At 60.3% G+C, this 19,954-nt stretch carries 21 protein-coding genes and 1 tRNA gene; 15 read left to right on the top strand and 7 right to left on the bottom strand.

Translation table 11 applies throughout. From position 1 onward, the window contains the following. Nucleotides 1-12 precede the first annotated feature (12 nt). The gene (locus tag MF268_RS09700) at nt 13-1,050 is read left to right on the top strand and encodes an AbrB family transcriptional regulator (RefSeq protein ID WP_238370656.1); all 1,038 of its coding nucleotides are present in this window, start codon (nt 13-15) and stop codon (nt 1,048-1,050) included. A gap of 11 nt (nt 1,051-1,061) precedes the next feature. On the opposite strand, the gene MF268_RS09695 is transcribed toward MF268_RS09700, so the two are convergent. Beyond that, nucleotides 1,062-1,475 carry a Fur family transcriptional regulator gene (locus MF268_RS09695; RefSeq protein ID WP_088632505.1) on the bottom strand — a complete coding sequence of 138 codons (414 nt, stop codon included), beginning with the start codon at nt 1,473-1,475 and terminating at the stop codon, nt 1,062-1,064. Nucleotides 1,476-1,838: 363 nt separating this feature from the next. On the opposite strand from MF268_RS09695, the gene MF268_RS09690 reads away from it, so the two are divergent. Further along, nucleotides 1,839-3,137: a DEAD/DEAH box helicase gene (locus MF268_RS09690; protein ID WP_238370655.1), complete on the top strand. Its 1,299-nt coding sequence runs from the start codon at nt 1,839-1,841 to the stop codon at nt 3,135-3,137. A gap of 182 nt (nt 3,138-3,319) precedes the next feature. After that, nucleotides 3,320-4,195, top strand: a complete 876-nt coding sequence (locus MF268_RS09685) for a DMT family transporter (protein WP_238370707.1) — start codon at nt 3,320-3,322, stop codon at nt 4,193-4,195. On the opposite strand, the gene MF268_RS09680 is transcribed toward MF268_RS09685, so the two are convergent. Next, entirely contained in the window at nt 4,192-5,610 is a 1,419-nt protein-coding gene (locus tag MF268_RS09680) for a protein adenylyltransferase SelO (protein ID WP_238370654.1), read from the bottom strand. The two genes, MF268_RS09685 and MF268_RS09680, sit on opposite strands and share 4 nt — an antisense overlap. Before the next feature lie 70 nt (nt 5,611-5,680). Between MF268_RS09680 and MF268_RS09675 the strand changes: the two genes are divergently transcribed. Next, nucleotides 5,681-6,100, top strand: a complete 420-nt coding sequence (locus tag MF268_RS09675; protein WP_238370653.1) for a cupin domain-containing protein — start codon at nt 5,681-5,683, stop codon at nt 6,098-6,100. Nucleotides 6,101-6,222: 122 nt separating this feature from the next. Here MF268_RS09675 and MF268_RS09670 read toward each other — a convergent pair whose 3' ends face one another. Next, on the bottom strand, nt 6,223-7,332 hold the full coding sequence (locus MF268_RS09670) for an anhydro-N-acetylmuramic acid kinase (RefSeq protein ID WP_238370652.1): 1,110 nt from the start codon (nt 7,330-7,332) through the stop codon (nt 6,223-6,225). A gap of 63 nt (nt 7,333-7,395) precedes the next feature. Between MF268_RS09670 and tyrS the strand changes: the two genes are divergently transcribed. The 3 genes from tyrS to MF268_RS09655 all read left to right on the top strand — a co-directional run bounded on the left by tyrS (nt 7,396) and on the right by MF268_RS09655 (nt 10,550). After that, the gene (gene tyrS, locus MF268_RS09665; RefSeq protein WP_238370651.1) at nt 7,396-8,649 is read left to right on the top strand and encodes a tyrosine--tRNA ligase; all 1,254 of its coding nucleotides are present in this window, start codon (nt 7,396-7,398) and stop codon (nt 8,647-8,649) included. A 189-nt stretch (nt 8,650-8,838) separates the two neighbouring features. After that, on the top strand, nt 8,839-9,723 hold the full coding sequence (locus tag MF268_RS09660; RefSeq protein WP_238370650.1) for a GNAT family N-acetyltransferase: 885 nt from the start codon (nt 8,839-8,841) through the stop codon (nt 9,721-9,723). Between the two features lie 71 nt (nt 9,724-9,794). Beyond that, nucleotides 9,795-10,550 carry a 3-hydroxyacyl-CoA dehydrogenase gene (locus MF268_RS09655; RefSeq protein ID WP_238370649.1) on the top strand — a complete coding sequence of 252 codons (756 nt, stop codon included), beginning with the start codon at nt 9,795-9,797 and terminating at the stop codon, nt 10,548-10,550. A 21-nt stretch (nt 10,551-10,571) separates the two neighbouring features. Here the strand turns inward: MF268_RS09655 and MF268_RS09650 are convergent, their stop codons facing one another. From MF268_RS09650 to MF268_RS09640, 3 genes are all read right to left on the bottom strand, one after another. After that, nucleotides 10,572-12,386: an ABC-F family ATP-binding cassette domain-containing protein gene (locus tag MF268_RS09650; RefSeq protein WP_238370648.1), complete on the bottom strand. Its 1,815-nt coding sequence runs from the start codon at nt 12,384-12,386 to the stop codon at nt 10,572-10,574. A 59-nt stretch (nt 12,387-12,445) separates the two neighbouring features. Further along, entirely contained in the window at nt 12,446-13,174 is a 729-nt protein-coding gene (locus MF268_RS09645) for a GNAT family N-acetyltransferase (protein WP_238370647.1), read from the bottom strand. 106 nt (nt 13,175-13,280) lie between these two features. After that, nucleotides 13,281-13,691 carry an outer membrane protein assembly factor BamE gene (locus MF268_RS09640; protein ID WP_238370646.1) on the bottom strand — a complete coding sequence of 137 codons (411 nt, stop codon included), beginning with the start codon at nt 13,689-13,691 and terminating at the stop codon, nt 13,281-13,283. A gap of 146 nt (nt 13,692-13,837) precedes the next feature. Here MF268_RS09640 and MF268_RS09635 point away from each other — a divergent pair, with 146 nt between their 5' ends. The 8 genes from MF268_RS09635 to MF268_RS09600 all read left to right on the top strand — a co-directional run bounded on the left by MF268_RS09635 (nt 13,838) and on the right by MF268_RS09600 (nt 19,592). Beyond that, the gene (locus tag MF268_RS09635) at nt 13,838-14,374 is read left to right on the top strand and encodes a YceD family protein (protein WP_238370645.1); all 537 of its coding nucleotides are present in this window, start codon (nt 13,838-13,840) and stop codon (nt 14,372-14,374) included. A gap of 211 nt (nt 14,375-14,585) precedes the next feature. Further along, nucleotides 14,586-14,792 carry a 50S ribosomal protein L32 gene (gene rpmF, locus MF268_RS09630; protein ID WP_088632516.1) on the top strand — a complete coding sequence of 69 codons (207 nt, stop codon included), beginning with the start codon at nt 14,586-14,588 and terminating at the stop codon, nt 14,790-14,792. Nucleotides 14,793-14,813: 21 nt separating this feature from the next. Next, nucleotides 14,814-15,935: a phosphate acyltransferase PlsX gene (gene plsX / locus MF268_RS09625; RefSeq protein ID WP_238370644.1), complete on the top strand. Its 1,122-nt coding sequence runs from the start codon at nt 14,814-14,816 to the stop codon at nt 15,933-15,935. Further along, entirely contained in the window at nt 15,932-16,903 is a 972-nt protein-coding gene (locus tag MF268_RS09620) for a beta-ketoacyl-ACP synthase III (RefSeq protein WP_238370643.1), read from the top strand. The genes plsX and MF268_RS09620 overlap by 4 nt, the downstream gene beginning before the upstream one ends. A gap of 106 nt (nt 16,904-17,009) precedes the next feature. Further along, nucleotides 17,010-17,312 carry an integration host factor subunit alpha gene (ihfA, locus tag MF268_RS09615; protein ID WP_088632519.1) on the top strand — a complete coding sequence of 101 codons (303 nt, stop codon included), beginning with the start codon at nt 17,010-17,012 and terminating at the stop codon, nt 17,310-17,312. Between the two features lie 15 nt (nt 17,313-17,327). Continuing rightward, nucleotides 17,328-18,323 carry a MerR family transcriptional regulator gene (locus tag MF268_RS09610; RefSeq protein WP_238370642.1) on the top strand — a complete coding sequence of 332 codons (996 nt, stop codon included), beginning with the start codon at nt 17,328-17,330 and terminating at the stop codon, nt 18,321-18,323. Between the two features lie 60 nt (nt 18,324-18,383). After that, nucleotides 18,384-18,460, top strand: a tRNA-Pro gene (locus tag MF268_RS09605). 55 nt (nt 18,461-18,515) lie between these two features. Then, on the top strand, nt 18,516-19,592 hold the full coding sequence (locus tag MF268_RS09600; RefSeq protein WP_238370641.1) for a 2'-deoxycytidine 5'-triphosphate deaminase: 1,077 nt from the start codon (nt 18,516-18,518) through the stop codon (nt 19,590-19,592). 8 nt (nt 19,593-19,600) lie between these two features. Here MF268_RS09600 and MF268_RS09595 read toward each other — a convergent pair whose 3' ends face one another. Continuing rightward, nucleotides 19,601-19,891, bottom strand: coding sequence for a hypothetical protein (locus MF268_RS09595; protein ID WP_238370640.1), 291 nt, complete (start codon nt 19,889-19,891; stop codon nt 19,601-19,603). Nucleotides 19,892-19,954 lie beyond the last annotated feature (63 nt).

Genomic DNA, 19,954 nt, shown 5'->3' with positions numbered 1-19,954 from the left:
AAAGCCCGGATCATGCAGCCAAATTCAGTTCCGCCGCCGTTACGGGTGTCTCTTTTTTCGCTGGGTATCGGCGCCATCGGGGCGGGTCTGGCATGGTTGCTTTCCATGCCCGCGCCGATCATCGTCGGGCCCGCGCTGCTGGTGAGTATTGTCGGCATTGCCGGCGTCCGCGTTCATGTCGACGATCGTATCCGCAACGTCTGTTTCGTGCTGCTTGGTGTCGGTATCGGAGCCGGGTTCGACCCCAACGCAAGCGCCGCGATTCTCCACTGGCCCTTGGCCTTTGTGACACTGGCGGCCGGGCTTTTCGCTACGATGTTGATCTCACGAATAACACTTACCCGCATCTTTGGATTCGATCACCGGTCCGCTGTGCTCGCCGCCGCGCCCGGTCACCTGAGCTTCGTGATGAGCCTTGCCGAAACGACCGGCACGGATATCGGCAAAATCGCTCTTGCACAAAGCACGCGACTGCTTGCGCTGACGCTCATAGTTCCCTTCGTGGCGCAGGCGATGGGATACCCCCTGCGCAATATCGGCGCGATGGGAGGGCCGCCTATGATGCTATGGGAACTTGTGGTACTATCAGCGGGGGGCGTAGCCGTCGGGCTGGTTTTCCAAAGGCTGAAGGTGCCTGCCCCGCTCTTGATGGGATGCATGGCTGTCTCCGGTCTTACCCATGTGACCGCGCAGATCGACGGGGGTGTGCCGTCCTGGATTTTGACCCCGGCTTTCATGACGCTTGGCACGGTGATTGGTACACGGTTTTCCGGGATGACGCGCGCGGACGCTAAAGGCGCTCTTCTAGCCGGGGTGACGATAACGGTGATCGCGGCCATCGTGGCCGTGCTGACCGCCGCTCCGGTCGCGTACATGCTGGGTATGCCGGTCGCCCATGTGTTGGTTGCTTTCGCGCCCGGCGGGCTTGAAACCATGATCGCATTGGGCGCCGTACTCAAGGCGGATCCGGGTTTTGTCGCGGCCTGTCATATCATGCGGTTGGTCATCCTGATCGGACTGATCCCGCTAATGCTTGGGCGGCAACCCTAGGCGGATCGGGATCAGGATTTCTTGCGACGCACCCCGTACAATTCAAGCCGATGCCCGCGCAGATCATAGCCAAGTTTGGCGGCGATTTTTTCCTGCAGGGCTTCGATTTCGGGGTCGACGAATTCGATCACGTCACCGGTCTGAACGTCGATAAGATGGTCGTGGTGTTCGCGTGTCGCGTCCTCGTAGCGGGCGCGGCCATCGCCAAATTCCAGACGCTCCAGAATGCCGGATTCCTCGAACAACTTGACCGTACGATAGACCGTTGCCAGCGATATGCCGCTGTCGACCGCACTGGCCCGCGCGTAAAGTTCTTCGACATCGGGGTGATCGCTGCTGTCCTCCAGCACCTGGGCAATCACGCGGCGCTGGCCCGTTATACGAAGGCCCTTGGCCTCGCAACGGTCGATGATTGTCTGCGTCATGGCAGTTCCCGTCTTCTGTCCTGAACTATGGTGTACCCAATGCAACGGTTTCGATCCACCGGGTTTTCTGCCTCTGCAAAGGTTGACTTTAAGGGAGCGAAGGTCCATTTGCGCTTCAACCGCCGTCTTCTGCCGCGTGAGCAGACGCATGGGCCATATGCCCCTGCTGCCCTGAATGGGCCTCTGACCAAGACAGCGATTAAACCGTGTTCCCAAAATCACGCGTGGGGCCAAAGCGCCAATCCGGCCTGTCTGCGGCATTCTGCCCGGCGGCCCGAGGAAAGGCGTCCCCAACGGCCACCTGTACGGTGGCGAAACAGGTGCGTGTGGCGCAAGGGCGTCGTCGTACCGAAAGGATATGACTTGAGCGATTTTGATATGATGGATCTGCCGGCCAAGCTGGTTGCCCGCCTTGCAGAGATGGGCATCACCGAGCCGACCCCGATCCAGAAACAGGCCATCCCCCACGCCCTGAACGGGCGCGATGTTCTTGGTCTGGCCCAGACCGGCACCGGCAAAACCGCCGCCTTTGGCGTGCCCATCGTCAAACAGATGCTGGAATTCGGCAAGAAGCCGGAGAAATACACCGTGCGTGGTCTCGTCCTCGCACCGACTCGCGAACTGGCTACCCAGATCGCCACACACCTGCGCGGTCTGACCGAAAATACGCCTCTGAAAGTTGGCGTTGTCGTCGGCGGCCAGTCGATAAATGCGCAGATGAAGCGCCTTGAACGCGGCACCGACCTCTTGGTGGCGACGCCGGGCCGTCTGCTCGACCTACTCGACCGCCGCGCTGTCGAGCTGCAGACCTGCACCTTCCTCGTTCTGGACGAAGCGGACCAGATGCTTGACCTCGGCTTTATCCATGCCCTGCGCAAGATCGCGGCGCTGCTGCCCGAAGAACGTCAGACCATGCTGTTTTCGGCCACCATGCCCAAGCAGATGAACGAATTGGCGCAGAGCTATCTGAAAAGCCCGATCCGGGTCGAAGTCACCCCCCCGGGCAAGGCCGCCGACAAGGTCACGCAAGAAGTGCATTTTATCGCCAAAGCGGAAAAGACCAACCTGCTGATCGAACTGCTCGACAAGCATCGCGAGGAACGCGCCCTCGTATTCGGGCGCACGAAGCATGGGTCGGAAAAGCTGATGAAAACGCTGGAAAAACGTGGCTTTGCCGCCATGTCGATCCACGGCAACAAGAGTCAGGGTCAGCGCGACCGGGCCATCGCGGCTTTCAAATCCGGTGATGTCCGGGTTCTGGTCGCGACAGACGTTGCCGCCCGCGGTCTGGATATCCCGGACGTCAAACACGTCTACAACTACGACCTTCCCAACGTACCGGACAACTACGTGCACCGGATCGGACGCACCGCGCGCGCGGGCAAAGACGGTGCCGCCGTTGCATTCTGCGCACCGGATGAGATGGACGAATTGAAGGCGATCCAGAAAACCATGGGGATCAGCATCCCCGTCGCTTCGGGTCGTCCCTGGTCGCCCATGGAAGCGCCGGATAAGCCCAAGGGCAAAGGCCGTGGTCAGCGTCGTCGCAGCGGTGGCAGTGGCAATAATGGCGGCGGCAATGGCGGAGGGGGTAACGCCCCCGGCAAAAGCCAGTCGCGCCGTCGCCGTCGGCCCGCCAGCAACAACCGCGCCGCAGCCTGAACCATCAATCTTGGCGACGTAGAGACACGTCGGCAAGGTGCTCTCTCTGATTGGCAAAAGTTCCCTGCCAGTCAGAGTCGCCACTCCCTTGGTTCACAACGAGAATCCCACCAACCCCGGTAGACCCAAGCCCCAGACATTCGGCGCTTGACTTGGTTCGGGGCTACGGCTCCTTTGGCCGCATGGAAGAAAAGCGTGCCATTGACGGATTCGGGGCAGCGGCCCTGATCGGGTTCGCGACACTCCTCGCATTCAACCAGGTCGTCATCAAGATCACCGGCGGAGGTTTTGCCCCTGCTTTCCAGGCAGGGCTGCGCTCGGTCGGCGCGGCGATTGTGCTCTTGATCTGGATGAAATGGCGCGGCACCTCGCTACACATCCCGCGCTCAGCCTGGACCTGGGGTATCATCTCTGGCGGGTTATTCGCGCTTGAATTCCTCTGCTTGTTCACCGCCCTCGATCATACCACCGTTTCGCGCTCGTCGATCATCTTCTACACAATGCCGGTCTGGCTGGCCCTCGTGAGCCATTTCGCCCTTCCCGGCGAAAAGCTAAGCGGTCTTCGCATTCTCGGCATGGCCCTCGCAGTCACCGGTGTCGTTCTGGCGCTCTCCGACCGCTCCAACGGTCAGGCGTCACTCCTCGGAGATATTCTGGCACTTATGGCGTCCTTTATCTGGGCCAGTATACCGCTTGTCGTGCGCATGACCCCGCTGGTACATGTTCCGCCGGCCACGCAATTGCTGTTTCAGGTGGCTATATCCGCGCCGATCCTGCTGCTGGCCGCACCGTTCTATGGAGAATTCCTGCGCGATCCCCAGCCCATCCACTGGGCCGGTCTGGCATTTCAGGCGATCTGCGTGGCAAGCCTTGGCTTCCTTGTGTGGTTCTGGTTGCTCACCATCTATCGCGCCAGTGCCGTCGCCTCTTTCAGTTTCCTGTCGCCGGTTCTCGCGGTGCTCTTCGGATGGCTCATCCTTGGCGAAAGGATCGGGCCAGCCGTGTTCGTCGCACTCGTCCTTGTTGCCGCAGGGATATTCCTGATTAACCGCCGCTAGGTCCCGCAGAAGGTCGCGGGAACGACCTCCTCGGGCGTCGGCACACGGCGCAGATCCGCATGATCGGGTTGATCCTCATACGGATTAGACAGCACCGAGTTCAGCCGGTGAAACGGCGCGTAATCGCCTTTCACAGCCGCCTCGATCATCTGCTCAACACGGTGGTTACGGGGAATAAAGGCAGGATTGGACGCGCGCATAAGCGCCTCGGGGTCCGGCTCACACTCCAACCGCGCCTTCCACCCGTCGGCCCACTGATCGAAAGCACCCGGGTCGGTGAACTGGTCACGCGCCTTGTCTGTTCCAAGCGAACGGAAGGTATTGGTGAAATCCGCCTGCTGATGCGCCATCCGGGTCAACAGATCCGCGACCAGCGCAGCATCTTCCTCGCGAACATCGCTGATGCCCAGCTTGGCTGCAAACCGCCGCAGCCATTCCTGTCGCATCAATTCCGGCATGGCGTGAACAATTTCGGTCGCCTCTTCCACCGCCGCCTCGCGATCCTCCATCTGCTGGATCAGGGCCGTTGCAAGCTGGGCAAGGTTCCAGACCGCGATATCGGGCTGGTTCGCATAGGCATAGCGCCCCATCTGGTCGATGGAACTGAAAACCGTATTCGGATGGTACACGTCCATAAAGGCGCACGGGCCATAGTCGATGGTTTCCCCGGCGATCGACGCATTATCCGTGTTCATCACCCCATGGATGAAACCCACGGCCATCCAGGCCGGGATAAGCCGCGCCTGCGCATCGCGCACCGCACGCAACAGCCCCATGGGTCCTTCCGCTTCGGGATAATGCCGGTCAATCGCATATTGCGTAAGCGTCTTGAGGTTCTCTGTCTCTCCGCGCGCAGCATAAACCTGAAAGCTTCCGACACGCAGATGGCTCTTGGCAACCCGGGTCAGAACCGCGCCTGGCAGCATCCCGTCGCGCAGAACAACCTCTCCGGTCTCAACTGCGGCCAAGGCCCGTGTCGTCGGAATGCCAAGGGCGTGCATCGCTTCGGAAACCACGTATTCGCGCAGAACCGGACCAAGCCATGCCCTGCCGTCGCCCATGCGACTGAACGCGGTGCGACCCGCCCCTTTAAGTTGGATATCCCGTCGTATGCCATCTTCACCGACAACTTCGCCCAGCAGTATCGCGCGGCCATCGCCAAGCTGAGGGTTATACTGCCCGAATTGATGACCGGAATAGAGCTGGGCCAAAGGTTCCGCGCCGTCCGGCACCCGGTTTCCGGCAAAAATCTCCGCGAATTCCGGCAGCTCCTTTTCCGGAAGCCCCAGAACCCGCGCCAAGTCACTGTTGTAAGCCACCAGCTTCGGTTCCCGCACCGGCACGGGATCCTGCCGCGCGTAGAAACCGCCTGTCAGGCGAGCGAAACTGTTGTCGAAAGATATCTGCATGCTCATGCCCGCAAACATAAGTGCATCGCGCAAGAATACCATAGCGCACCGCCAAACCAGCCCCTATCCTTGCGCCATGACAGCTGATCAGATCATCACCCGACTGAACCTCTCGCCCCATCCCGAAGGCGGACATTATCGCCAGACCTGGATCGCCGGTAATGACGGAAGGCCAACCGGTACCTGCATCTATTTCCTGCTCAAATCAGGCGAGGCTAGCCACTGGCACAAGGTGGATGCCACCGAGATCTGGCTCTATCATTCAGGTGCGCCATTGGTCCTTTCTATCGCCGAAAAGCAAACCGGCCCGGCGATCGACCACCTCCTGACCCCCGATCTAAGCGAGGGCGAGCCACAGCTGATAGTGCCGGAACATCATTGGCAGGCCGCACGCAGCACCGGCGATTTCACGCTCGTCAGCTGTACGGTCAGCCCCGGCTTCGACTTTGCCGGCTTCACGCTCGCCGAACCCGAATTGGATATTCCCCGCAGTTAGACGCCGCATCCCTCTTCTTTGGGTCAAAAAATATCCAAAGAGCGACGCGACCTGCCCGCCTAAAGGGTGGTTATGTCACGCCAATATGGGTGTCCAACGCCTGAGCAAAAGACTCCTTCGACCTATGCGCCCGGAAAAGATACGACGCCGCCCCCGACCAGTGCCCGCACGCCTGTGGTTCCGGGGCAGGATGTCGGCAAGCCCCTTGCGACACGCACCGCGAGATAGGCAAAAGCCTGCGCCTCAAGCATGTCGCCATCTAAGCCCACCTCCTCGACTGGGTCCACCGGACAGTCGAGCCCGACCCGCAGCATTTCCATAAGCACCGGATTAAGCCGCCCTCCCCCCGTGACAAGGACACGCGCAGGCGGACGTGGGCAGTGTTCAAGGCCCTGAACCACGGCTGCAGCCGCCATGCCGGTCAGGGTTGCCGCGGCATCCGAATCTCCCAGCTCACCAACCAGCTTGATCATCTCGGCGAAATCGTTCCGATCCAGCGATTTTGGAGGCATACGGGCGAAATACGGCTCGGCCAGGAACAATTCCAAAGCACCCTCTTCCACGTCCCCTCCGCGGGCGATCTCGCCGTCCCGGTCCATCTCAAGCCCGAGGCGGGCCTGCAGCAAGTCGTTGACGGGCGCATTCGCTGGCCCCGTATCAAAGGCCAAGAGCGCCCCGACCTCCTCCGGCCGGACGAAACCCGGATCGACATAGGTGAGGTTTCCAACCCCGCCAAGGTTCAGGAAACACAAAGGCTCCTTTGCGCCGATCCACTTGGCACAGGCAAAATGAAAAAACGGCGCAAGCGGGGCGCCTTCGCCGCCCATCCGCACATCATCACTGCGAAAGTCCCAGACAACGGGTCGGTTCAGCGCCTCCGCAAGACCGGCGCCGTCCCCCACCTGCAAAGTTCCCCGTCCGCGCGGCTCATGGGCAAGCGTCTGGCCATGAAACCCGACGATGTCCACGTCCTTAAAACCGCTCAGCAATTCGTAATGCGCGACATCAACCACGTCACCGGCAAGCTCCACTGGCTCACCGGTCCAGACACCCAGCCCGGCCCGCAAAATCCTGCGTTCATCGCTCGAATAGCCGCGATACCCATGCTCTCCGAAACCGGTGATCCGATGCCCGTCTGTCTCTACTATTGCCGCATCCACACCGTCTAGCGATGTGCCGCTCATCGCCCCCAGCGCCCGAAGCACGCCGCCCTGCCGAATGGCCGAATTCATGGCCTTTTCCTTCACTGCCCAGCCCCCTATACACTCACCCTGAATTGAAACCGGAGGCAAGACATGACCTACCACCCCAAATCGGATTTCATCGCCATCATGATGGAACGTGGCTATCTCGCCGATTGCACCGATTATCAGGGTCTCGACGAGGCTTTGATGGTGCCTGGTCAGCCTGCCTATATCGGTTATGACGCGACCGCCAAGTCGTTGCATGTGGGGCATCTGCTCAACATCATGATGCTGCGCTGGTTCCAGAAGACCGGGCACAAGCCGATCACCCTCATGGGCGGCGGCACCACTAAGGTGGGCGACCCGTCTTTCCGTTCGGACGAACGCCCCCTGCTCACCCCCGAGGCGATCGACGACAACATTGCCAGCATGAAAAACGTCTTTGCCAAGTACCTCAGCTATGGCGAAGGCTCGGCAGATGCCATCATGCTCAACAACGCCGAATGGCTCGACGATCTGAACTATCTCGAGTTCCTGCGCGATATCGGTCGCCATTTCTCGGTGAACCGTATGCTGTCTTTTGAGTCGGTGAAATCGCGGCTGGATCGCGAACAGTCGCTGTCCTTCCTCGAATTCAACTACATGATCCTGCAAGCTTATGATTTTCTTGAGCTTAACCGCCGCTATGGTTGCATCCTGCAGATGGGCGGGTCGGACCAGTGGGGCAATATCGTGAACGGCATCGACCTCACCCGCCGGGTGCTCGATCACGAAATCTATGGACTGACGTCACCGCTGCTGACCACGTCGGACGGGCGCAAGATGGGCAAGAGCCAAGGAGGTGCGATGTGGCTGAATGCCGATATGCTCAGCCCCTACGAGTTCTGGCAATTCTGGCGCAATACAACCGATGCGGACGTCGGGCGCTTCCTCAAGCTCTACACCGAAATGCCGGTGGATGAGTGCGAAAGACTGGGGGCCCTGGCTGGATCCGAGATCAACGAGGCAAAGATCATCCTTGCGGATCAGGTCACGACCCTTTGCCACGGAGCCGAGGCAGCGCAGACCGCTCAGGCCACCGCCCGCGAAGTCTTTGAAAAAGGTGGCGTCGGCGATGATCTTCCGACGCTTGGCCTGACCCGCGCGGAAATCGGTGATGGTATTTCCATCGTGCAGGTGATCGTCCGCTCCGGTCTCGCCAAGTCGGGCAAGGAAGCCAAGCGCCTGATCGCCGAGAACGGCGCCCGTCTGGACGATGCTCCGTTGACGGATGCCGGAATGATGCTCGACGCGAGCGCCCTCGCCTCGCCCGTCAAGATCAGCGCCGGGCGCAAACGCCATGCGCTGGTGCAACTCAACGACTAGAGCAGCCAGTCGATAGCGGTCAGGATCAGAAAGACCGGTATCGACAGTCCAATCGCCAAGAGCAAAGTCCCGGCCCGTGTTGGGCGAGCCGGGGCCGCAATTTTGGCGCTGGGGGTGCGCCGCAAGGTGTCTTTCTGCTTCATACGGCCATTAACGCGCTTTTAGGTTAATGGCGCGTAAATAGCGGGCATGTTCGATTCTTCTGACCGTGCGCTACCTCAGCCGCTTCAACAGCATGCCAACTATGCCAGAACGCTTCGCGCGATCGGGCAAAACCACCTCTTTTTCGAAGGCAATACGCCCCTGTTGATGCTGCGTCGCCGCTTCTCCATAGGATTCGCGGTCAACCTGTTGTCACGCGTCGACCTGAGGTCGCGTGACCTCTCGCAGTTCCGCAACAGCAAAGGGGTTCGCCGGTCGCTCATGCTGATCACGCCCGACCATCCCTCTCCGGAACTTGAAGATATGGGTGCCGTGCCGATTCTCACGCCTGCCAGCGTCGCCGAATGGCATCTGGATCAGGATCTGCTTGGCGTCATGCACCAGAAATGGCGAAATCGGTTGCGCCATGCCGAGGCTCAAGAGTTGCGGGTTACCCGCCAGATCATGCCGCAATCCAGTGATCACTGGCTCTTGCAGGCTGATCTTGCCCAGCGACAGGCACGCGGCTATCGAAGCTGGCCAATCGCGCTCACGCTTGCATACTGTCGCGCCAATCCCGGCGCTGGTAAACTTTTCACCGCGCAAGAGGGCAAAGTTCCCGTCGCCGGAATACTGGTGCTGTGCCACGGTACGGCCGCGACCTACCACATCGGCTATACGACCCCGAGGGGGAAATCCTTGTCGGCGCATAACCTTTTGCTGCACAACGCCGCTAAATGGCTGAAATCAAAAGGATACGAAAGATTCGACCTAGGGCTGATCGATTCCGTTCACGCCCCCGGACTTGCCCGTTTCAAGCTTGAATGCGGCGCCAGATGCCGCCGACTTGGCGGCACATGGGCATGGTTTCCGCCGCTGGGCACTGCACTGCGTCCTCTCGCGCGGCTCGACAGGCAGAGCTTTCTCACCTGACCTCGCCTCTCTGGACACCCGCCCGTGCCCGTGATTATTCAAGGCGAAGTTCTTCAAGGGGAGTATGAAGCATGAAACTGTCCACTACCGCTGCGGTCATCACCGGCGGCGCTTCCGGACTGGGCGAAGCGACCGCCCGCTATTTCGCCTCGCAGGGCGCGCAGGTCACCATTCTGGATCGTGACGCGGAACGCGGCGAAGCCGTTGCCAAGGAACTGAAAGGTTACTTTGCCAAGACAGACGTCACCGACCAAGAGTCGGTGCAGGCGGCCATCGATCTTGCGATGGAAAAAATGGGCAAGATCACCGCGACGGTAAACTGCGCCGGTATCGCCTTTGGCATTAAGACATCCGGCAAGGACGGTCCGCACCCCCTTGATAAGTTCAAGCAAACGCTCGACGTGAACCTTGTCGGCACGTTCAACGTCTCGCGGCTCGCCTCGGTTGCCATGGCCAAGAACGAACCCGAAAGCGATGGCGCACGCGGTGTCATCATCTCGACCGCGTCCGTTGCTGCCTTTGAGGGGCAAAAGGGTCAGGTCGCTTATTCCGCCTCCAAGGGCGGCGTCGTGGGCATGACCGTCCCAATGGCGCGTGATCTGGCCTCCGTCGGCATCCGCGTGATGACCATTGCACCCGGCATTTTCATGACCCCGATGCTGGCCGGCCTGCCGGAAGATGTGCAAAAGCAACTCGCCGCCGATGTGCCGAACCCGCCGCGTCTTGGCGATCCGTCGGAATATGGCCGTCTGGCCGGGTTCATTGTCGAATGCGGCTATCTCAACGGCGAAACCATCCGTATCGACGGCGCGCTGCGTATGCGCTGATCGCGTCGGGTCCAGCGCGGATCAACCTGCTTCCGCGCTGGCCTTATCCTCAAGCAACAGCCATTCTTCCTCGGCGGCGGACAGCTTTTCCTGCCGTTCGACCAACGCCTCGGTCGCTTTTTTGAATTTCAGCGGTTCGCGACTGTAAAGCTCCGGATCTGCCATAAGCTGTTCCAGCTTGGCGATCTCAGCCTCAAGCCTTTCGATCTCCGACGGCAATGCTTCCAGCCGGTGCCTCTCGGTAAAGGACAGCCCTTTCTTCTTTTCACCGGACTGCTTTACCTTCACCTCAGAGGGCTTTGATTTCTCTTCCACCTTTGGCGCGCGTTCTCCACGCTGGCGCACGTAGTCGCTCCACCCGCCCGGATAGACGACAGCCTGGCCGTTGCCTTCCATCGCCACGGTGGCCGAGGCAACACGGTCAAGGAAATCGCGGTCGTGGCTGACCAGCAGAACGGTCCCGTCATAGTCGTCGAGAACCTCCTGAAGCAGGTCGAGCGTTTCAACATCCAGATCGTTGGTCGGCTCGTCAAGCACCAGCACGTTGCTCTGCCGCGCCATCAACCGCGCCAGCAAAAGCCGCGCTTTTTCGCCGCCTGACAGGGCGCGCACCGGTGCCCGCGCCTGCGACTCGTCAAAGAGGAAATCCTTGAGATAACTGACCACGTGGCGCGGATTGCCCCGCACCATCACCTGATCCGCCTGACCTGACACGCGCATATCGCTGTCGCCGGTCAGCGATTCCCAAAGCGACATATCGGGATCAAGCTGCGCACGCGCCTGATCGAAGACCGCAATTTCCAGATTCGTGCCGTGCCGGATCTCACCGCTGTCGGGCTTTTCCTGTCCCAGCAGCACCTTGAGCAGGGTCGTCTTGCCTACGCCATTCGGCCCGACAAAGGCCACGCGGTCGCCACGCTGAATGCTCAGGCTGAAATCAGTCACGATCTTCTTGTCGCCGAATGACTTCGAGACATCAAAGGCCTCGATGACCTTCTTGCCGGATTTCGGTCCCGAATCGAGGTTGAGATCCGCCGTGCCCTGCCGTCGGATCTGGTTCGCCCGTTCGGCCCGCAGATCGGCAAGGGCGCGCACCCGGCCCTGATTGCGCTTACGCCGCGCACTGATGCCCTCGACCGCCCAACGCGCCTCGGACTTGATGAGGCGGTTCAGCTTGTGGCGCTGCATGTCCTCTTCTTCCCAGACCTGATCGCGCCAGGCCTCGAATGCCTCGAACCCTTTTTCCAGCCGACGCACGCTGCCCCTATCGATCCAGAGCGTCGCGCGCGACAATTCACGCAGAAAGGCACGGTCGTGGCTGATCATGACGAAAGCGGCGCGGGTCGATTTCAACTCGCGCTCAAGCCATTGCACCGCCTCGATATCAAGATGGTTGGTCGGCTCGTCCAGCAGCATCAGATCAGGCGCCCGGGCCATCAGCCCGGCCAGCGCAGCACGCCGCCGCTCCCCGCCCGAGGCGGTCGAAACCAGCCGGTCGGGGTCGAACTTCAACCCTTCGGCGGCACGCTCGACCTTGTAAAGCTCGCCCGGATCAAGATCGCGGGTCGCGAATTCCCCCAGCGTATTGCAGCCCGCCATGTCCGGGTCTTGCTCCATGTACCCCACGGTCCGGCCCGGCGGGACCACAATCGTGCCGCTGTCCGGTTCCACCAGCCCGGCCATGACTTTCATCAGGGTCGACTTGCCCGATCCGTTACGCCCGACCAGCGCCACCCGGTCGCCCGGCTGAACGACCAGATCGAGCGCGTCGAACAACGGGTCGCCGCCAAAGGTCAAGGAAATATCGGAGAGCTGTAAAAGGGGGATCTGGGCCATTTCGCTGCGCTATGACATAGGCGCAGAACTGTCAACGAGTCGCCGATATCGCCCGTGCCCTATTGCGCAACGGCGCGCAGCAACCGCTTGCGGGCCGGTGGAATTGCCGAGATTTCGACACCGGTGAAAACATGCAGCGTATTCATCTGCCGGTCGACCACCGCATGATCGCTGACCCAGCCGCCCATCGACAGATAAGTGCGCAGCAGCGGCGGCATGCCCGACATCGCTTTCTTCAGATCCGGCTTGCGCCGCAACCGCGCGGCGTAACGAAAAACTTCGGCAGCCTTGATCCTTGGCCACCATCGCTTCGGCGCCAGATGCCGCGCCTTGAGCATGGCAAAAGCGTCCAGATAGTCACCGGTTTCAGTTCCGGCAAAGGAAGAACACCCAAACAGCATATCGACTCGGTTCGCATCGACAAAAGCCGTCATCGCGCCCCAGGCTAGCCGCAGGATGTCTGGGTCATGCCAGTCCGGATGAATACAGAATCGCCCCATCTCGACCATTCGACCGGTAAAGTTCTGCAAAGCGGACAACTCATAGAACTGGGCCGAGTAACTGCGGAAAACGTCCCGACCGTCTTCCAACAGAAGCATCCGAAAACAGCAGACCAGCGTCCAACTTTGCTTCTCCCGCACCAGAACATGCGCGCAAGACGCGTCATAGTCGTCGCGATCAACACCGCCTGAACCAAAAGCTAGCCCTCTCAAGACCTGCGCCTCGGCGATATCTTCGCGCGTTTGCGCCACGTAAACGCGATAGTTTCCGCGGGTCATTGGGGGCATGACAGGATGCATCGGGGCCTCGCGCTGACGGTACCTGAAACGGTAGTCCCGACCCCGGCTATCCACAAGATGTATCAGTGCCGTGAAGAATAAGCAGATATGCCGTTTATTCTTCGGGAACCAGCGATCCCGGTCCGATGCGACCAAGGTTCCCAAGCAGCTGACGCAGGAAGGTACTGTCGGATTCGCCATTATCTGTGACCCGACGTTCCAGCGGAATCACGCGCCCGTCTTCAAGGTCGTAGCGCGAGATGTTTCGAACAACACCACGCTGATCAAAGCTGATCGCGACGAGATTGCGGGAAACCGGCGTTGGGGCGAACCCGCCGTAATGGCGCATCCGGGTCGCAACATAGTAATAGCCACTGCTGTCGAGCACACCGCTCGCACCTGGCGTTCCAATTGCCTCGGTCACGGTGTCACGTGTATCGACGCCAACCCGGATGGCAGCAAGGTCATCAGCCGTGGGGACATACCCGTGATTGCGATAGATCGAAGCGCAGGCCGTACAGGTCAAGGCGACGATTCCTGCCAATACCGCTTGCCGTACATACTTTCCGTGTACTGGTATCATACGCTTGTCACCCTCTTGCCTTGACCACTTATGGCTTCTATGTCGCATAACGGCTTCGCGCCACCGGTTCAAGAAACGAAAGCGCCGATATGACCAGACCTTCTGCCCTACGGGTTGCCGACCTTTCCCAGAACACGCCGACTCCCTTCGAGCTTCGGCCCAATTCCGCGCAACTGGACGCACTGGCACAAGAGCTTGATCTCCTTGCCCTGCGCAAGCTTTCTTTCGTCGGTGAAATTGCGGCCGAAGGCAAACGCGACTGGGTTCTGACCGGCAAACTCGGCGCCACCGTCGTTCAGCCCTGCGTCGTGACACTGGAACCGGTCACGACCAGGATCGACGTGCCCGTCCGTCGCACCTACCTTGCGAACATGCCCGAACCCGAAGGGGACGAAGTCGAGATGCCCGAGGATGAAACCCTCGAACCACTTGGCAGTGTCATCGATCCTGCCGTTGTCATGGCCGAGGCGCTGGCCCTCTCCCTGCCGCTCTACCCGCGGAAAGAAAATGCGGAACCCGGCGATGCAACCTTTGCCGCGCCCGGTACGACGCCGCTCAGCGACGAGGACGTAAAGCCCTTTGCCGGGCTTGCCGGGTTGCGGGACGCGCTGAAAAAGGATAGCTGAGCGCCAGCTGCCGATCATGTTCCGCAGGGTCGCGTGAAAAAGAACTTGCACTATGCAGATTTCGACGTATTTTCGCGCCTTCATCGGATTTATGGTTGGACATTGCTGGGGTACCGCCCTAAACGCACGTCACGCCGCTTCACACTGCTGAAGAATTGAAACAGAGGTCGCCGGGATCGCCCGCGACGTAACATGAGATAAAGGTTGAGACATGGCCGTCCAACAGAACAAAGTATCGAAATCGCGCCGCAACAACCGCCGCGCACATGACGCACTGGTCGCGGCGAACCCCAACGAATGCCCGAACTGCGGCGAGTTGAAGCGTCCTCACCACGTTTGTGCCGCCTGCGGCCACTATGACGACAAGGAAATTGTCGCACAAGTCGACGAAATCGACCTGGACGAAGACGCGGCTTGAGCAAAGGCGGCGGGCAATTGAATGACAGCCCAGCCTGATCAAACCAATAGTTCTGACCGGCGCACCACGATCTCCGTGGATGCGATGGGTGGGGATGCGGGCGCACAAGCTGTTGTCGCCGGCATCGCCGAATCTGCCAAGAAGAACCCGGAGATCCGGTTTATTCTGCACGGCCCCAAGTCAGAGCTTGAACCGCTGGTCGCGCGTCGGCGCGGCCTCTCTGAACGTGTAACCTTCCGCGATGCCGCCGATGTCGTCACGATGGAGGACAAGCCAAGCCAGGTCGTCCGAAATGGCAAAGGCACCTCCATGTGGTCCGCCATCGAATCGGTGCGCGAAGGCGAAGCTGCGGCTGCCGTCTCCTGCGGCAATACCGGGGCGCTCATGGCGCTGTCGACCATCCGCCTGCGCCGCTTGCCCGGCGTCAATCGCCCCGCCATTGCCATCATGTGGCCGTCCCGCAATCCGCAGGCGTTCAACGTCATGCTAGATGTCGGAGCCGACGTGCGTGCCGATGCCCGCGACCTCCTGCAATTCGCTCTTATGGGCGCCTCCTACGCGCGCAACGGGCTTAACCTGTCGCGCCCCCGGATCGGCCTGCTCAATGTCGGCACCGAGGAACATAAGGGCCGCACCGAGCTGAAGGAAGCGCACGGCCTGATCTCTCAGGTTGCCGACGATAACGGGTTCGATTTTGTCGGATTCGTCGAAGGCTCCGACATCCCCGGAGATGTCGCAGATGTGATTGTCACCGACGGCTTCACCGGCAATGTCGCCATCAAGACCGGCGAAGGCACGGCCAGCCTGATCGGAGACCTGCTGCGCGAGGCCTTCAAGTATTCTCCAATGTCGCGTCTTGCCTCGGTTCTGGCGATAACCTCCTTGCGGCGCTTGAAAAAACGCATCGATCCCCGGCGGGTGAACGGCGGCGTTTTCCTCGGTCTGAACGGTACTATTGTCAAATCGCACGGCAGCGCCGATGCGACCGGCGTTTCCTCTGCAATCAAACTTGCCTTTCAACTCGCCCAGTCCGGCTTCTCGGAAAAACTGGCGGCTCGGGTTGCATCTGTCGGCAAGCTTTCCCATGATGGTCAGGCTCCGTCCGAAAAGCCGACGGAAGAAAGAAAAGAAGGACGGGCATGACACGCAGAGCGGTTGTGACGGGGGTTGGCCACTACCTCCCCGAGAGAGTAGTGCCCAACGCCGAATTCGAAGCCACGCTAGACACAACCGACGAATGGATTCGCTCCCGTTCCGGTATCGAGCGACGCCATTTCGCCGCCGAAGGCGAAGGCACCTCGGACCTTGCGACCAAGGCCGCGCAGGCCGCTCTGAAAGACGCAGGAATCGAGATTGATTCCGTCGATGCGATCATTCTCGCGACCTCGACTGCCGATCTCACCTTTCCGTCCGCCGCGACAATGGTTCAGGCCGCTCTTGGCATGACGCGCGGCTTTGCCTTTGACGTTCAGGCTGTCTGCGCCGGGTTCGTCTATGCGCTGGCCAATGCGAACGCGCTGATCGCCTCGGGCCAGTGCGACCGGATTCTCGTTATCGGGGCCGAAACCTTCAGCCGGATCATGGACTGGACGGACCGGTCCACCTGCGTGCTCTTCGGTGACGGCGCCGGCGCACTCATCCTCGAAACGAAAGAGGGTCAGGGCACGTCCGATGATCGCGGCATCCTTTCCGTGGATCTGCATTCCGACGGTCGCTACCGCGACCTCCTCTACGTCGATGGCGGAGTTTCCACCAAAACCACCGGTTACCTGCGCATGCAGGGCAACCAAGTGTTCCGACACGCGGTCGAGAAGCTGGCCGCCACCGCCGAGGCAGCTCTTGATAAAGCTTCCTTAACCAGTTCCGATGTTGACTGGATCGTGCCGCATCAGGCAAACATTCGCATCATCCAAGGCACGGCCAAGAAGATGGCCCTGCCCATGTCCCAGGTCGTGGTCACGGTTCAGGATCACGGAAACACTTCTGCCGCATCGATTCCGCTGGCCATGTCGGTTGGAAAGCAGCGCGGGCAGATCAAAGAGGGCGACCTGCTTGTCACCGAAGCGATCGGCGGCGGGCTGGCATGGGGCGCCGTTGTCCTGCGCTGGTAACGCCAAAGCTTTGCATTAAATAGCAATTCCAAGCCCTTACAACTCATTGATGTTGACTCGCAAATTGTGCAGCCCCTATGCTGGATAAAACCACAGGGGGATCACAATGGGCGACAAGACTCTGACTCGTATGGATCTGAGCGAGGCCGTGTTCCGTGAAGTCGGCCTCTCTCGCAATGAAAGCGCACAACTCGTCGAAAGCATGCTCGAATACATGTCCGACGCTCTGGTACGTGGTGAACAGGTCAAGATCTCTTCTTTCGGTACGTTCAGCGTGCGTGAGAAATCGGCGCGGGTCGGGCGTAATCCCAAGACCGGCGAAGAAGTACCAATCCAGCCGCGGCGCGTCCTGACCTTCCGCCCGTCGCATCTAATGAAAGATCGTGTTGCAGACGGTAACAAATCCTGAACTGGGCACTGAAAGATGAGCAAGTCCCCCGATGCATTTCGCACCATTAGCGAGGTCGCGGACTGGCTTGACCTTCAGCCTCATGTCCTGCGTTTCTGGGAAAGCAAGTTCGCACAGATCAAGCCGGTGAAACGCGCGGGCGGCCGCCGTTACTATCGCCCCGCCGACATGCAGCTTCTCGGCGGTATCAAACAGCTCTTGCACGAAGACGGGATGACCATCAAAGGCGCCCAAAAGATCATTCGTGAACAAGGGGTTGCACATGTCTGCAACCTCTCGCAACCACTCGACTCCTTCGACGGTTCGACTGCTCCCGAAACGCCCGATGCAACTGCGGCTTCAGCAACAACCGGCGCTGGCGCGGGTACCGTCCTACCATTCAAATCCCGTCCGGATCCAGAGCCGGCAGCGGAACAGAGCAATGCCACGAAGCACAATGGGGAGGATTTCACCTCGCCCGAACTGCCGATGGACATGCCCCAGCACCGGCAGGCAGAAAATTCCGCTGCGCCACAGTCGCCCGCCGATGAAGCAAGAACGGAAGCAACCCGCGCAGATACCGCCGCGCCAGTCGAAACCGACGAATCCTTTTCTTCGGATGCTGCGGAATTTGACGCTCCCGAGCCAACGCAGCCCCCCGACCCGGCACCATCCACCATGTTCGGTTTGGAAGACAACGCAGGATTGGAACCCGCAACCGCCGATGCCGCCACGACATCGCTCGGCGAGAACGAAATGCATTCCCCGGCTACGGACGAACCCGCGAATCTCCAACAAGATGCAGCCCTCCCCGGGTCGGAGCCTTCCGGTGATTCTATCGAGAACCTGCGCCCGGAAATCGTCGATGTACCTGAGGTCGCGGATGAAAGCGCCCTGCCCGTTTCCGCCGGAACCCTATCTCTGCTGTCCCGCACGAATGCTATTCCGAAAGAAAACCGGAGCGAGGTCGCCGCGCTGACACAGGAATTGCGGCGCTGGCTGGATCGGGCTGCGGGTACGCGCATCTCCTGAGGATATTGTGGTGATTTGCTCTTGTCCCCCGCTTCAAAACGGGTATGTAACGCCCATCGTCGGGCTATGGCGCAGCCTGGTAGCGCGTCCGTCTGGGGGACGGAAGGTCGCAGGTTCGAGTCCTGCTAGCCCGACCAAAATCTACCGACGATATCAACGCCCCTCTCCCCCTCGTGGGCGGGAGTGTGTGCATTGACCGGCGTTTGCCCAAACCAGACTATCGAGACGATGATCGCCACGGGTGCCATCAAGGCCGATCCGCCGGTGATCCCCGCGCAGGTTCAGCCGGCCAGCCTCGACCTGAGGCTTGGCACGGTCGCCTATCGCGTCCGAGCCTCTTTTCTGGCCGGGCGTGGCAAGAGCGTGACCGAGCGTCTTGAAGAGTTCGAGATGCACCGGATCGACCTCAGCGACGGCGCCGTTCTGGAAAAGGGCTGCGTCTATCTTGTCCCGCTGATGGAATCGCTGGCTCTGTCCGACGATATTCAGGCGGTCGCCAACGCCAAGAGCTCGACCGGACGGCTCGACCTGCTCACACGCACGATCACCGATGGCGGAACCGAGTTCGACCGGATTCCCTCCGGCTACAACGGTCCGCTTTACGCCGAAATCTGCCCGCGCTCCTTCTCGGTTCTGGTCCGTCCCGGGATGCGCCTGAACCAGATCCGGTTCCGCTCGGGTCAGGCGGTGCTCAGCGATTCCGAACTGACCGCGCTCCATGAAAAGACACCGCTCGTGGATGGGCCTGCCGTCATCAAGGAAGGACTCGGCTTTTCCGTCGATCTCGCGCTTAAGGACACGACGCTCGTTGGCTACCGTGCCAAACCGCATACCGGCGTTATCGATCTGGACCGTATCGGTGAATATGACCCGCGCGAATACTGGGAAGAAGTGCACACCGACAAGGGCCGTATCATCCTCGACCCGGGTGCCTTTTACATTCTTGTCAGCCGCGAAGCCGTTCATATCCCGCCGGAATATGCCGCCGAGATGGCGCCATATCTTGCGATGGTAGGCGAGTTCCGTGTGCATTACGCCGGATTCTTCGATCCGGGCTTCGGCCATGACGCCGCCGGAGGCTCAGGCTCACGCGGCGTGCTCGAAGTGCGCTGTCACGAGGCACCGTTTGTACTTGAACACGGTCAGGTGGTCGGCCGCCTCGTCTACGAACGTATGGCCGACCTGCCAACCCAGCTCTACGGCGCGGGTATTGCCTCGAACTACCAGGGTCAGGGCCTGAAGCTTAGCAAACATTTCAAAAGCACCTGAACGGCAAATCAGCCGTTGTTGTTCTCACGCGCAGCCCGCCGTGCCTGTCGTACAGCGCGTCGCGCTTCACGGCGGCGTTGCTCTTCCAGTTCTTCCGCAGATTTGGGCGCGTTTCCCGGCTGCATCGGACTGGGACGGATATCGCTTTCCTGCTCATCTGCCAGATAGCGGTCCTGATGCCCGCGCCCGCGCTGGCGCATCTTGCCGCTGGCCGCATCCATACCGGCCTTGACGCCCGTGCCAACCAGCCTCCGAACGACGGTTTTGACGATCATGTCGAGGATCTGGTTTGCATTCATGGCGGTTTCCCTTGCTTTCGCGCGTAACCTAATCCGCAATTTTGCAGATTTTAGGGTAAAATC

It is taken from the genome of Heliomarina baculiformis (genome assembly GCF_019966545.1).
Classification (GTDB): domain Bacteria; phylum Pseudomonadota; class Alphaproteobacteria; order Rhodobacterales; family Rhodobacteraceae; genus Heliomarina; species Heliomarina baculiformis.
Note: the sequence above shows the minus strand (reverse complement) of the source record. Positions and strands in the feature narration are given on the sequence as shown.